Origin of the sequence: Emcibacter sp. (assembly GCF_048269205.1) — a bacterium.
GTDB lineage: Bacteria > Pseudomonadota > Alphaproteobacteria > Sphingomonadales > Emcibacteraceae > Emcibacter.
On record NZ_JBLXJC010000001.1, the window covers coordinates 1343588 to 1357038 of the forward strand.

The 13451-nt window shown below is 52.5% G+C and carries 12 protein-coding genes; 10 read left to right on the top strand and 2 right to left on the bottom strand.

The window, feature by feature from the left end:
• Positions 1–54 precede the first annotated feature (54 nt).
• From flgB to ACN0YD_RS06340, 10 genes are all read left to right on the top strand, one after another.
• A complete protein-coding gene (flgB, locus tag ACN0YD_RS06295) occupies positions 55–471 on the top strand; it encodes a flagellar basal body rod protein FlgB (RefSeq protein ID WP_417317917.1) in 417 nt (138 codons plus the stop codon).
• A gap of 14 nt (positions 472–485) precedes the next feature.
• Positions 486–893: a flagellar basal body rod protein FlgC gene (gene flgC / locus ACN0YD_RS06300; protein WP_417317919.1), complete on the top strand. Its 408-nt coding sequence runs from the start codon at positions 486–488 to the stop codon at positions 891–893.
• Positions 894–915: 22 nt separating this feature from the next.
• The gene (locus tag ACN0YD_RS06305; RefSeq protein ID WP_417317921.1) at positions 916–1257 is read left to right on the top strand and encodes a flagellar hook-basal body complex protein FliE; all 342 of its coding nucleotides are present in this window, start codon (positions 916–918) and stop codon (positions 1255–1257) included.
• Positions 1258–1293: 36 nt separating this feature from the next.
• Positions 1294–1560, top strand: coding sequence for a flagellar biosynthesis protein FliQ (gene fliQ, locus ACN0YD_RS06310; protein WP_417317923.1), 267 nt, complete (start codon positions 1294–1296; stop codon positions 1558–1560).
• The gene (gene fliR, locus ACN0YD_RS06315) at positions 1553–2311 is read left to right on the top strand and encodes a flagellar biosynthetic protein FliR (protein ID WP_417317925.1); all 759 of its coding nucleotides are present in this window, start codon (positions 1553–1555) and stop codon (positions 2309–2311) included. Before fliQ ends, fliR begins: the two co-directional genes overlap by 8 nt.
• Positions 2312–2332: 21 nt before the next feature.
• Entirely contained in the window at positions 2333–3445 is a 1113-nt protein-coding gene (flhB, locus tag ACN0YD_RS06320; RefSeq protein WP_417317927.1) for a flagellar biosynthesis protein FlhB, read from the top strand.
• A gap of 64 nt (positions 3446–3509) precedes the next feature.
• Positions 3510–6002 (top strand): response regulator, encoded by a 2493-nt coding sequence (locus ACN0YD_RS06325; RefSeq protein WP_417317928.1) that lies wholly within the window; start codon positions 3510–3512, stop codon positions 6000–6002.
• A gap of 206 nt (positions 6003–6208) precedes the next feature.
• Entirely contained in the window at positions 6209–7282 is a 1074-nt protein-coding gene (gene recA / locus ACN0YD_RS06330) for a recombinase RecA (RefSeq protein ID WP_417317930.1), read from the top strand.
• Positions 7283–7491: 209 nt separating this feature from the next.
• Positions 7492–10146 carry an alanine--tRNA ligase gene (alaS, locus tag ACN0YD_RS06335; protein ID WP_417317932.1) on the top strand — a complete coding sequence of 885 codons (2655 nt, stop codon included), beginning with the start codon at positions 7492–7494 and terminating at the stop codon, positions 10144–10146.
• Positions 10147–10191: 45 nt separating this feature from the next.
• Positions 10192–11385: a cyclic nucleotide-gated ion channel gene (locus ACN0YD_RS06340; protein WP_417317934.1), complete on the top strand. Its 1194-nt coding sequence runs from the start codon at positions 10192–10194 to the stop codon at positions 11383–11385.
• A 68-nt stretch (positions 11386–11453) separates the two neighbouring features.
• On the opposite strand, the gene ACN0YD_RS06345 is transcribed toward ACN0YD_RS06340, so the two are convergent.
• Positions 11454–12668 (bottom strand): NADP-dependent isocitrate dehydrogenase, encoded by a 1215-nt coding sequence (locus ACN0YD_RS06345; protein WP_417317936.1) that lies wholly within the window; start codon positions 12666–12668, stop codon positions 11454–11456.
• 149 nt (positions 12669–12817) lie between these two features.
• Positions 12818–13402, bottom strand: coding sequence for a TIGR00730 family Rossman fold protein (locus ACN0YD_RS06350; RefSeq protein ID WP_417317938.1), 585 nt, complete (start codon positions 13400–13402; stop codon positions 12818–12820).
• Positions 13403–13451: the final 49 nt, after the last annotated feature.

The window sequence follows — 13451 nt, forward strand, 5'->3', positions numbered from 1 at the left end:
TTTTATCGATGCGATTGAATGTCCGGCAACGGTACATTGAACAAGGTAAAGTGAATGGACCTGAATAAGATTTCCATATTCAGTTCAATCAGCAAAAAAATGGAATGGCTGAATGAACGGCAAAAGGTCCTGGCACAGAATATTGCCAACGCCAATACACCGGGGTATATCCCCAGGGATCTGAAGAAAGTCAGCTTCAAGGCACATGTGGACCAGCATGCAGGTGACGGCAGTTTGCAGTTGCAAACTGACGAACGTGAGCATTTGTCCGGAGGTGGTTCCAACGGTACTGCATTTGAGATCAAGGAAATAGAAGCCAGTTTTTCCGAGACCAGTCCCGATGGAAACGCCGTGAACCTGGAAGACGAGCTGATTAAAATGACGGAAACCCAGATGGACTACACAATGGCCGTCAACCTGTATAAAAAGCAGGTCGGGTTGCTGAAAACGGCTCTTGGCAAGAAAAGCTGATTTAGGAGACTAAGATGGATCTGTCAAAATCCATGATAATATCCGCCGCCGGAATGAAGGCGCAGACCGTTCGTATGAGGGTGATTTCGGAAAACCTGGCTAACGCCAACTCCGTCTCCAATACGCCCGGCGAGGATCCCTACCGGCGCAAAGTGATCACTTTCGTTAACGAGCTTAACCGCGAGATAGGAATTCATGAAGTCAAGGTCAGTGATGTCAAATTTGATAAGTCCGACTTTGGTATGGAATACGAACCGGGACATCCGTCTGCCGATGAAAACGGCTATATCCGGACACCCAATGTGAATTCCCTGGTGGAAGCCATCGACATGAAACAGGCGCAGCGGTCATACGATGCGAACCTCAACGCCATTGACGTGTCCAAGAACATGATCATGCGCACCATTGATCTTCTGAGATAAGCGGGATCAGGGAGTTTTTACAATGAACATCAAAGCCATGGATGCCGCAAATGCCTATGCAAGCGCCCTGAAAAATCAGGGGATATCCGGCATTGACAATAAAATCGAGAAAATCTCGCCAATCGGTTCCGTGGAAGGAAATGGCGCAGGTTCCTTTTCCGCGGTCCTGAAAGAAAGCCTGGGGGCGACAGCTGAAGCCGTGGCCACAAACGAGGCCACCGGTATTCAGGCGCTCAACAAACAGGCGGACCTGGTCGATGTGGTGACCAATGTTCAGAATGCGGAAATGGTCCTGGATACAGTTGTGGCAATTCGCGACAAGGTGATTTCCGCTTATCAGGACATTATCAGAATGCCCATCTGACGGCGGCTGGGGTTTCAGACACAAAGGTTATTTTACATGAATGGGGCAGACGTCATTGATTTGGCACAGGAATCCATCTGGGTACTGATCAAGGTGGCGGGCCCGGTGATGATGATCGCCCTGATTGTCGGCCTTTTTATTTCACTCTTCCAGGCCTTGACGCAAATTCAGGAAATGACCCTCACATTTGTACCCAAGATTATCGCTATTTTCCTGTCCCTGTTCTTTTTTCTGCCTTTCATGGGTGAGACCCTGGGCACCTTTATGCAACATATCGCCGAACGGATCATAGGTCTTGTTTAGTCAGTATCTGCCGCAGGAAGTATTCGGATTTCTGCTGATTTTTACTCGCCTTGGCGCCATGTTCACCGTGCTGCCCGCTCTCGGGGAGACCGCGGTTGCCCCCAGGATCAGGCTGAGCATGGCCCTGGGTGTCAGTCTCCTGGTTTATATTGTTGTCAGGTCGGACATACCGGTTATGCCGGACCAGCCCCTCCTGCTGTTTATTCTGGTGCTTAAGGAAGTTGCCATCGGCCTGATGATCGGAATGTCAATCCGTCTTCTGATGAGTGCTTTGCATGTGGCAGGGACCATTATTGCCATGAATAGCGGCCTGGCGACCGCCCAGGCATTCGACCCGGTGCAAGGGGCGCAAAGTGCCCAGATGGGTAGCTTCCTGACACTGATGGGGACGACCCTGATTCTGGTGACGGATCTTCACCATATGATGATTGGTGCCATGCATGACAGTTACAAGCTGTTTCCCATAGGTTCGGAGCTGATGTTGAATGATTTTGCCCAGCGGGTCCTGGATACAGTGGAAAATTCATTCCGGCTGGGGCTGCAGATCGGGACACCTTTTATTGTTTATGGACTGATTTTTAATATTGGTCTTGGTATACTTGCCCGGTTGATGCCGCAGTTACAGGTGTTTTTTATCGCCATGCCCCTGAACATCATGATGGGTTTTCTCATTTTGATAATTGTTCTCGCGGCGGCAATGGCGTGGTTCACGCAATATATGGAAAACAGCCTGTCGCTGTTTCTTGTGTAAATATAGGATTGAGGAGTTCCTGTGGCGGAAGATCAGGATCAGTCACAAAAGACCGAAGAGCCCACGGCCAAGAAACTCCAGGATGCCATGGAGAAGGGCGAGGTCGCCAAGAGTCAGGAGGTCAAGCATTTCTTTATCCTGCTGGCCGCAACTCTCATGGTGTTGATCAGCGGCGCTTCCACCATGGGGGGGGTCAGCGATTCCCTGGCACGTATTCTCGAGTTTTCTTATGAAATTCCTACTGACCCTCAAGGTCTCCAGTCATTCCTGGCCCGGCTCTTTGGTCAGATTGGGTTTGTCCTTATTCTGCCCGTCATACTGCTCCTTGCCGGGGCGCTGGTCGGGACTGTCATCCAGCACAAGCCGATGCTGTCTGTTGAGAAAATCAAGCCCAAGCTCAATAAAATCTCTCCTTTAAGCGGTCTCAAGCGGCTTTTTTCCATGCAGAATGTTGCGGAGATCAGCAAATCCATCCTCAAGATCTGCATCGTGGCAGCAGTGGTCTTTATTCTGATCTGGCCCGATAGAAACTTGCTTGAGCAGATGATGACGCATGCGATATCCGATGTGGTACAGATCGTCTATCAGATGGTGCTCAGGATGCTTGGAGGCGTTATTTTCGTCATGGCCATCATCGCCGGCCTCGACTATCTGTTTCAGCGTTTTCAGTTCATGAAACAGATGCGCATGACGAAGCAGGAAATCAAGGACGAGATGAAGCAAACCGATGGCGATCCCATGGTTAAGGCGCGGTTGCGCCAGATCAGGATGGAACGTTCACGCAAACGAATGATGGCTGCGGTGCCCGAGGCTGATGTGGTTGTCACCAACCCGACCCACTTTGCGGTTGCCCTGAAATATCAGCAGGGTGCCATGGAAGTTCCGGTCGTGGTTGCCAAAGGTGTGGACAATATTGCCCTGAAAATCAGGGAAATTGCCGAGGAAAACAATATTCCTATTCTTGAAAATCCGCCGCTGGCCAGGACCCTTCATGCGGCTGTTGAAATAGATGATGAAATTCATCCGGAACATTACCGGGCGGTTGCTGAAGTAATCGGCTATATTCTCAAGCTGAAAGCCGGACAAAGAGCAAGCTATCGACCGACATTGAAACCGGGAGAGAAACCTGCTTAAATCGGCCAAAATAATAAAGTCAGAACAATAATAATCCCGGACACGAAAACTGAAGAACAATAAAATGAACAAATTCAGCCCGATCACCAAAGACAGCGCCTATGTTTCAGATGCCGAGGTAGGTCGTGAGGCCGTCGACTATGCTTTTTTGCTGACGCTGGCGGGAATTGGCGTCCTTTTTGCACTTGCCTTGTTTATCTTCGGTTTCGGGACGGGGTTTGTCAGCGCAGGCGTAATCCTTGGTGCCGGCGTTATATTGGTGACAGCCGTTATCATCGCCTATTTCCTGTACCGGGAGCGGTCTTTCGCGGCTGCGGAAGCGTCTGCCCATGTTTTTGCAGAAAACGGTAATGAGCAGGCCTATCTGCTGACCAGTCGTGCGGGGGAGGTGATCTACGCCAACTCCAGATTTCGCCAACTGGTCGAGAGCATCGGCGGAGAACAGAAGGTCTCGCCTTTTGCCCTTTCTTTTGTCAATGATAGCGAGAAGGTTGAGCTTGAGGCGATTGTCCGGAAACTGAAACCCGGAGAAAAGAAGAGCCTGAATATTACCGTGCAGGATACGAAACGTCATCCGCTTTTGCTCACCGTGGATCTGTATCACGAGGGAGAGCGGCAAGGCTATATTCGCTGGCATATCGTGGCGGGCGACGCTGCGCAAAATCCGGTGCCGGAACTTGGCCGGAGAATCGATTTGTCCGGGATCGGGCGCCTCATGGAGCTTGGGGATGCAGGTTTCATGGCTGTCAATGGCGATGGTGAAGTGGTCTATGTCAACGACCTGTTCCGGGAATGGGTTATTGACGGGGAAAGCGAAAGCGGTGAATTGCAGTTGCCGCTGCCGCTTCAGGAATTGACGGAACAGGAAAAAACCACTCTTGATGGAAAGGTGTCATTCAGGAGCGGCGACGGCGAAAAGGTAATGCTGGAAGTGCATGCCGTTGAAGACATGGAAGCGGCGTATGGGGAAAGCGACCTTTCCCTGTATGTCCTGCTGCGGCCCGGCAGGGAAGCAGTTGCCCATGCCATGCCGTCTGATGTGAATATCGAGCATTTCTTTATGGATTCTCCCATCGGTATTGCGGTTGTGACGGCAAAGGGGGAGGTTCTGGAACGGAACACCATTTTCCGGAATTTTCTTGCGGCTCTCGGGCTTGTAAAGACTAAACGGCTCAAGGATTTTCTCGAAACCGAGGACTATGAAGAGATCATCGGGAAAATAGAACATACCATTGAAAGCGGTGAGGCCAGCACGGTTGCCGATGTGGCCTTTAAGGGCAGGGAGGAAAAGCGGGGGCAGCTCTATATCACCCGGCTCGAACATTTTGCAGAGCACGATGGCGTGTCCATTCTTTATCTGATTGATACAACCGAACAGAAAAGCCTGGAGTTGCAGTTCGCCCAGTCACAGAAAATGCAGGCCGTTGGCCAGCTTGCCGGCGGCATTGCCCACGACTTCAACAACCTGCTGACGGCGATCACCGGGTTTTGCGACCTGTTGCTGGTCCGCCATGGTCCCGGTGACCAGTCTTTCTCCGACATTATTCAGATCAAGCAGAATGCCAACCGGGCGGCCAACCTCGTTCGTCAGCTTCTGGCCTTTTCCCGTCAGCAGACCCTGCGTCCCAAGGTGTTGATCATTACCGATGTTCTTGCAGAATTGTCCAACCTGCTTCGGCGCCTGATCGGTGAGACCATCGAGCTGGAAATGAAGCACGGCCGCGGCCTTGGTCCGGTCAAGGTCGACCAGGGGCAGCTGGAACAGGTGATTATCAACCTCTGTGTGAACGCCAGGGATGCCATGCCGGAGGGCGGCAGGATCATGATCCGGACCCGCAATATTCCCTATCAGGAGTCAACCAAGATCAGCGAGCGCTATAAGGTGATGCCGCCCAACGATTACGTGCTTCTGGAAGTGGAAGATACCGGTACCGGTATTGCCAAGGAACACCTGGGCAAGATTTTCGAACCTTTCTTCAGCACCAAGGAAGTTGGCAAGGGGACCGGTCTCGGCCTGTCGACCGTTTACGGTATTATCAAGCAGACTGACGGTTTTATCTTCCCGACCAGTGAACTTGGGAAAGGGACCACATTCAGCATCTATATTCCCATGCACAAGGAAAGCAAACGGGATGTGGAAGAGGACCAGGTTGCCGAAGAGGGTGAAAAGAAAGCGGCCAAGGACCTGACGGGCAAGGGCAACATCCTGCTGGTTGAAGATGAGGATGCGGTAAGGATGTTTGCCTCCCGCGCGCTCAAAAACAAGGGCTACAAGATCTATGAGGCAAACAGCGGTGACAAGGCGCTCAAGATTGTGAATGAGCTGGAAGGGGACCTGGATCTGATCATCAGTGATGTAGTGATGCCGCAGATGGATGGACCGACCATGGTCAAAAAAGTGAAAGAGAAATATCCCACTCTTAAGGTGATTTTTATTTCCGGCTATGCGGAAGACGCCTTTGACAAGAATCTGGGGGAAGAGGACTTCAATTTCCTGCCAAAGCCCTTCAGTCTTAAACAGCTTGCGGAACAGGTGAAGGATGTTCTGGAAAACTGAATGACAGCTGATTCTGGGAGACGGGCCGGTTGACGTCAGTGCTACCGGTCTTTTTTTTGTTCTTTTTACAGGAACATTTATAGACAACTATAATTTTTTCTCCATTAATACAATGGGTTAAAAATGTTCTTGCAAAAAAGAACAAAACATGTACATTATCCTTCATTGCAACCTTGAACGGGCTATGGAATAAGAGGAGAAGGATTATGGCAACATCGCAGCTGAAGCTGGTCGGACAGGATAATATGGATAAACAGAAAGCTCTTGAGGCAGCCCTTGGACAGATAGAACGTGCATTTGGCAAGGGTTCTGTGATGAAGCTGGGGCAGAACAACACAGCTGTGGATATTGAGGCTGTATCGACCGGTTCACTCGGTCTGGATATCGCCCTTGGTATTGGCGGTCTGCCAAAAGGCCGGATCATCGAAATTTATGGCCCGGAGAGTTCAGGCAAGACGACCCTGGCCCTGCATGCCGCCGCTGAAATTCAGCGTACCGGTGGTGTGGCGGCCTTCGTGGATGCGGAACATGCCCTTGATCCGGTTTATGCCTCCAAGCTGGGTGTCGATATTGACGAACTGTTGATTTCCCAGCCTGATACCGGGGAACAGGCCCTTGAAATTGCCGATACCCTGGTGCGCTCCGGCGCGGTTGATCTTTTGGTGATCGACAGTGTGGCCGCGTTGACACCGCGGGCCGAGCTGGAAGGTGAAATGGGAGATTCCCATGTGGGTCTTCAGGCCCGCCTGATGAGCCAGGCTCTGCGCAAGCTGACCGGCTCCATTTCCAAGTCCAAATGCATGGTGATTTTCATTAACCAGATCAGGATGAAGATCGGTGTGATGTACGGCAGCCCGGAAACCACTACCGGTGGTAATGCTCTGAAATTCTATGCGTCCGTCCGCCTTGATATCCGCCGCACCGGCGCCATCAAGGAAAAAGAGGAAATTGTCGGCAACCAGACCAAGGTCAAGGTGGTCAAGAACAAGGTTGCGCCGCCGTTCAAGGTGATCGAATTTGACATCATGTATGGGGAAGGTATTTCCAAGATGGGCGAACTTGTTGATTTGGGCGTCAAAGCCGGAATCGTGGAAAAGTCCGGATCCTGGTACTCCTATGACAGCCAGCGTATTGGCCAGGGGCGTGAAAACGCCAAGCGTTTCCTCAAGGAAAACCCGGAAATTGCCGGAACCATAGAGCAGGCGATCCGTCATAATGCGGGCATCCTTGACAAGGTCATGCTCAAGGAAGGCGCCACCATTCGGGAAGAGGATGAATAGGTCATCTGTTTGATTTCGAAAAGGGCGCCCCCGGGGCGCCTTTTTTATTGCAGGGCCTGTGTTTCAAAGACGTATACAACGCTGGACAGGGCCATATTGAGGCGGTAAAAGACTATCCCTAAGAAGATGCTCGATATATTGACGGGCAAGGAGATTTAATACAGGCTGGAGACTGCAGAGCCTCTGCCAGGGAAAGGGTTGAGTATAATATGAAAGGCACCAATGAAATCCGGAGTGCTTTCCTGGACTATTTTCGGAAAAACGATCACGAGATTGTTGCCAGCAGTCCTCTTGTGCCGCACAACGACCCGACCCTGATGTTTACCAATGCCGGTATGGTGCCATTCAAGAATGTATTCACCGGCGTCGAGCACCGGGATTATGTACGTGCTGCTTCAAGCCAGAAATGCGTGCGCGCCGGCGGCAAGCATAACGATCTTGACAATGTGGGCTATACGGCCCGCCATCATACTTTTTTCGAGATGCTGGGCAATTTCTCCTTTGGTGACTATTTCAAGGAAGAGGCCATTTCCTATGCCTGGGAACTGATTACAAAGGAATATGGTCTGTCTGCGGACAAGCTGACAGCTACCGTCTACCATGAAGACGATGAGGCCTTTGACCTCTGGCGTAAAATTTCCGGACTGCCGGAAGAGCGGATTATCCGTATCGCCACTTCTGATAACTTCTGGTCCATGGGGGATACCGGTCCCTGCGGCCCTTGCTCGGAAATATTTTACGATCATGGGGAACATATCGCCGGCGGTCCTCCGGGCTCCCCGGATGAGGACGGCGATCGTTTCGTGGAAATCTGGAACCTGGTGTTCATGCAGTTCGACCAACAAGCGGATGGCAGCAGGATCGACCTGCCCAAGCCGTCCATCGATACCGGCATGGGGCTGGAACGAATTGCCGCCGTTCTGCAGGGAACTCATGACAATTATGAAATAGACCTGTTCTGGCATTTGATAGAGGCTTCGGCCGATTTCACCGGTGTGGATCCCTATGGGGCGCACAATATTTCGCACCGGGTGATTGCCGATCATCTGCGGTCCAGCTGTTTCCTGATTGCGGATGGCGTCCTGCCTTCGAACGAGGGACGGGGATATGTGTTGCGTCGGATCATGCGCCGGGCCATGCGCCATGCTCACATGATCGGTTGCCAGGATCCGTTGATGTATCGTCTGGTGCCGGCCCTGATCGCCCAGATGGGTCAGGCATTCCCTGAACTGGGCCGTGCAGAAGCCCTGATTACGGAAACACTTTTACTGGAAGAAACCCGATTTCAGAAGACGTTGGAACGTGGTCTTAAACTTTTGGATGAAGAAGTGGAAGAGCTTTCCCAGGGCGGAACTCTGGCCGGGGATGTGGCCTTCAAGCTCTATGACACCTATGGTTTTCCCCTCGACCTGACCCAGGATGCCTTGCGTTCCAAAGGTTATGGTGTCGACGAGGAGGGCTTCGCGAAAGCCATGGCCAAGCAGAAGGCTGATGCCCGCGCCGCCTGGAAAGGGTCGGGTGAGGCAGCCACGGACGAATTGTGGTTCGAGCTTTATGACGCGCAGGGAGCGACAGAATTTGTCGGTTATACGGCCGAGCGTGCGGAAGGCAAGGTCGTGGGGCTTGTTGTCGACGGCAAGAAGGTGGACAGCGCCTCCAAGGGACAGTCGGTTGCCATACTGACCAACCAGACGCCCTTTTACGGTGAATCCGGCGGTCAGATGGGGGACATGGGCGCCATCAGCAGTGAAGCCGGTCTGAAAATACAGGTGACGGACACTTCAAAACAGCTGAATGCCCTGCATGTTCATCACTGCAAGGTTCTGGACGGGGAAATAAGGCTTGGCGATATTGTCGACATGCAGGTGGATGGAGAAAACCGCAGTCGTCTTCGCGGCAATCATTCCGCCACCCATATTCTTCACGCAGCTCTGAGGGACGCCCTTGGTGATCATGTTACCCAGAAGGGGTCTCTCGTCGCGCCTGACAAGCTGCGCTTTGACATCAGCCACTCGAAGGCCCTGTCACATGATGAAATCAGAGCCGTTGAACAATCGGTGAACCGCATCATTCGTCAGAACAGCGAAGTTGTAACCCGTCTGATGACACCCGAAGATGCCATTGAGGCCGGGGCCATGGCTCTTTTCGGAGAAAAATACGGCGATGAGGTCCGGGTTGTTTCCATGGGGCTGAAGCAGGGGCCTGAAGACAAATTTTCGGTAGAACTGTGTGGCGGTACCCATGTGAGCCGGACCGGCGATATCGGGCTGTTCAAGATCATATCCGAAGGTGCTGTTTCTTCCGGTGTTCGCCGGATCGAGGCTGTTACAGGTCAGGCCGCCCTGGACTATGTGGAGGAGGAGGAGTCTTACCTTACGGAAGCTACGGCGGCGCTCAAGGTGACGCCGGAACAGTTGCCGGAACGGTTGAAAAAACTTCTCGACGACCGCAAGGTTATGGAAAAGGAAATTAGCGAGCTGAAAAAGCAACTCGCTATGGGGGGCGGGGGAGCCTCGGCCGGCCAGGAGGCCCGGACTGTCGGCGATTTCACCTTCCTTGGCCAGGTGCTTGACGGCGTTGCGGCCAGGGACCTGCGCGGTCTGGCCGATGAGGCCAAGGGCAGGATCGGTTCCGGTATTATTGCCTTTGTGGCTGTCAATGACGGCAAGGCAGCGGTATTGACGGCTGTCACTGACGATCTGACTGACAAGGTGAGCGCCGTTGACCTGGTGCGGGCGGGTGCGGCAGCGGTCGGCGGCAAAGGCGGCGGAGGCCGGCCGGATATGGCCCAGGCAGGCGGGCCGGACGGGGGCAAGGCGGAAGACGCCATAAAAGCCATAGAAAATTTGATCGCAGGTTTGTAAGATGAAGGCCGCTGTAAAAAGCGGCCTTTTTTATTGAGGGAATATATGGCGGCGACTAATAAACCAATCAGGCGCAAAATTTTTGAAATTATGGAGGTGGGGGGGACCGGTACCATAACCGGTCAGGTCTTCGACATTTTCATGATCTCCCTGATCCTGGTGAATATTGTTGCCATGGCATTGGCCACAGTGGACACCATTCACGATGCCTATTATGTACCCCTTCTGTATTTCGAGATATTTTCCCTGGCAGTTTTTTTGGTGGAGTATCTGCTGCGTCTTTGGGCCAGCGAGGAATATCTCTCGGAAGCAGATAAGGTGGGCAGTGTCGGGTTCCGTCTGAAATTCGCGCTCAGTCCCCTGATGGTGATCGATTTTATTGCCATCGCGCCGATGATTGTGTTTTTCTTTTTTGGTCTGGACCTGCGTTTCCTGCTTATCTTCCGGCTTTTGCGTATTTTCAAGCTGATGCGTTACTCTCCGGCGCTTAGTTCCATGGGGCGGGTAATCTATGAGGAGCGTCGCGCTCTTCTGGCAACCCTGATCATTATGGCGGGTCTGGTGCTCTTCTCTGCGACCATCATGTATTATATCGAAGGTCAAATCCAGCCGGAGGCCTTCGGCAATATTCCCAAGGCGGTCTGGTGGTCGCTGGCGACCCTGACAACGGTTGGCTATGGCGATGTGATCCCGGTTACGGTGTTGGGTAAATCCTTTGGCGGCATCGTAATGATTTTCGGTCTGGCCATGTATGCCCTTCCTATCGGGATTCTGGTTTCCGGTTTTTCTGACGAGATTCACCGGCAGGAGTTCGTTGTCCGCTGGGGGCTCGTGGCTCGGGTGCCGCTGTTCAGCGACCTTGATGCGGCCATGATTACCTCCATTGCCAAATATCTGAGATCACGAGTGGTCTCGGAAGGACGTCTGATCGCCCGGGCCGGGGACAAGGCCGACAAGATGTATCTGATTGTTAATGGAGAGGTGGCCCGGCGAAGTGGTCGCGATATTGTCAGGTTGCGGGAGGGGGCTTTTTTCGGTGTTAAGTCGCTGGTAGAAAACGCAAACTTCAATGCCAATTATGTTGCCATGTCGCGCTGTCAGCTTCTGGTGCTTGAGGTTAACGACTATCAGAATCTGATGGCAAATTATCCGGAGATTGAAGAACGTCTAAAGGCCCAGTACAGGAGCTATGAGACCGAAGACTACGGTCAGCCCGAATGTGATACGGATCTGGCCTGAGCAAAAACAGTGCAACAAAAAAGGCCCGCATGTTGTGCGGGCCTTTTTCTTTCCGGATGTAAAAAAGCTTATGCCATGGCTTTCTGCAGGTTCTCGTCGATTTTGTCGAAGAACTGGCGTGAGGTGAGCCATCCCTGTTCCGGACCAACCAGCAGGGCCAGGTCTTTGGTCATGGAGCCGCTTTCCACGGTTTCCACGCAGACTTTTTCCAGTGTGGTCGCAAACTTCATCAGCTCGTCGTTGCTGTCCAGTTTGGCACGGTGTTTAAGGCCACCTGTCCAGGCATAGATGGACGCGATCGGGTTGGTGGAGGTTTCCTTGCCTTCCTGGTGCATGCGATAGTGACGTGTCACGGTACCGTGCGCCGCTTCGGATTCTACCACTTTCCCGTCTGGGGTCATCAGAACGGATGTCATCAGGCCGAGGGAACCGAAACCCTGGGCAACGGTGTCGGACTGTACGTCGCCGTCGTAGTTCTTACAGGCCCAGACAAACTTGCCGTTCCATTTCATGGCACAGGCCACCATGTCGTCAATAAGGCGATGCTCATAGGTGATGCCGGCTTTGGCAAATTTTTCGGCAAATTCGCTGTCAAAAACTTCCTGGAACAGGTCCTTGAAGCGGCCATCATAGGCTTTCAGGATCGTGTTTTTGGTGGACAGATATACGGGCCAGCCGCGGACCAGGCCGTAGTTCATGCTGGCGCGAGCAAAATCGCGAATGCTGTCATCCAGGTTATACATGGACATGGCGACACCGGCGCTCGGGAAGTTGAAGACTTCGTGCTCGATGGGATCGCCGCCGCCTTCAGGTTCGAACTTGATGGTCAGCTTGCCAGCACCGGGAACCAGGAAGTCAGTGGCGCGGTACTGGTCGCCGAAAGCATGACGGCCGATGACAATGGGGTCTGTCCAGCCGGGCACCAGCCGGGGCACATTGGAACAGATGATCGGCTCGCGGAATACGGTACCGCCCAGGATGTTACGGATGGTGCCGTTGGGGGACCGATACATTCTTTTCAGGCCGAATTCTTCAACGCGTTGTTCGTCGGGAGTAATGGTGGCGCATTTTACGCCGACACCGATTTCCTTGATGGCATTGGCCGCATCAACGGTAATCTGGTCGTCGGTTTCGTCCCGGGCCTCGATGCCCAGGTCATAATATTTAAGATCGACATCCAGATAGGGATGGATCAGTTTTTCCTTGATCCACGCCCAGATAATGCGTGTCATTTCATCGCCGTCGAGTTCGACGATCGGATTTGCAACTTTGATTTTTGCCATATTGGACCCTTATTCAGTTCGGCGGCAATCCGCATGATTGCCGGGGTTAGCAGAATTCCGTAAATCAGGCAGGGAAGATTGCCTGTTTGATGGGGCGCAACATACCACCGGATATCGCTGTTTGGAAGTCCCGAAAGCAAAGAATCTTGCTAAAAAAGGGTATTTTTCGGATCGATTTGTGGTTCGGGCAACCGTTCCAGCAGTGGCAACAGCTCATCCAGGCCGGAAATCACCTCGAAGAGCTCCAGTGTGTAGTCCGTCATGAACCCTTCACTGACAATATGTTTCAGCATGTCAAGGAACGGGTTCCAGTAGTTGTCGGCATTGACAATCACAATCGGCTTGTCATGCAGTTGCAGTTGTTTCCAGGTGACCATTTCAATGGTCTCGTCCAGGGTGCCGATACTGCCCGGCAGAATGACAAAGGCATCGGAATGGTCAAACATCATGCGTTTGCGCTCGTGCATGTTGCCGACGACAAATTTGTCGGTAAGATTTTTCTCTCCCACCTCCAGGTCTTCGAGATGTCCGGGAATGACGCCAGTAACTTCGCCGTTTTTCTCCATGACGGCCCGGGCGATTACGCCCATGAGCCCGATACTTCCCCCGCCATAGACAAGGCGTATGCCGTTGTCGGCCATCATATGGCCCAGGTCCCGGGCGAGGGCGGTAAAGTTACCGTTGTTTCCGTTTTTAGAGCCGCAATAGACGCAAATGGATTTGATATTGGCCATCAGGTTGTCCGTTTCTTTTTGTGTGATTATCACTATAAAAGGTTTTGCT

Coding starts and splice junctions, on each gene's coding strand:
- recA (WP_417317930.1), top strand. CDS start 6,209: ATGGCAACATCGCAGCTGAAGCTGGTCGGACAGGATAATATGGATAAA.
- flgC (WP_417317919.1), top strand. CDS start 486: ATGGATCTGTCAAAATCCATGATAATATCCGCCGCCGGAATGAAGGCG.
- ACN0YD_RS06305 (WP_417317921.1), top strand. CDS start 916: ATGAACATCAAAGCCATGGATGCCGCAAATGCCTATGCAAGCGCCCTG.
- ACN0YD_RS06350 (WP_417317938.1), bottom strand. CDS start 13,402: ATGGCCAATATCAAATCCATTTGCGTCTATTGCGGCTCTAAAAACGGA.
- fliQ (WP_417317923.1), top strand. CDS start 1,294: ATGAATGGGGCAGACGTCATTGATTTGGCACAGGAATCCATCTGGGTA.
- flgB (WP_417317917.1), top strand. CDS start 55: ATGGACCTGAATAAGATTTCCATATTCAGTTCAATCAGCAAAAAAATG.
- alaS (WP_417317932.1), top strand. CDS start 7,492: ATGAAAGGCACCAATGAAATCCGGAGTGCTTTCCTGGACTATTTTCGG.
- ACN0YD_RS06340 (WP_417317934.1), top strand. CDS start 10,192: ATGGCGGCGACTAATAAACCAATCAGGCGCAAAATTTTTGAAATTATG.
- ACN0YD_RS06325 (WP_417317928.1), top strand. CDS start 3,510: ATGAACAAATTCAGCCCGATCACCAAAGACAGCGCCTATGTTTCAGAT.
- ACN0YD_RS06345 (WP_417317936.1), bottom strand. CDS start 12,668: ATGGCAAAAATCAAAGTTGCAAATCCGATCGTCGAACTCGACGGCGAT.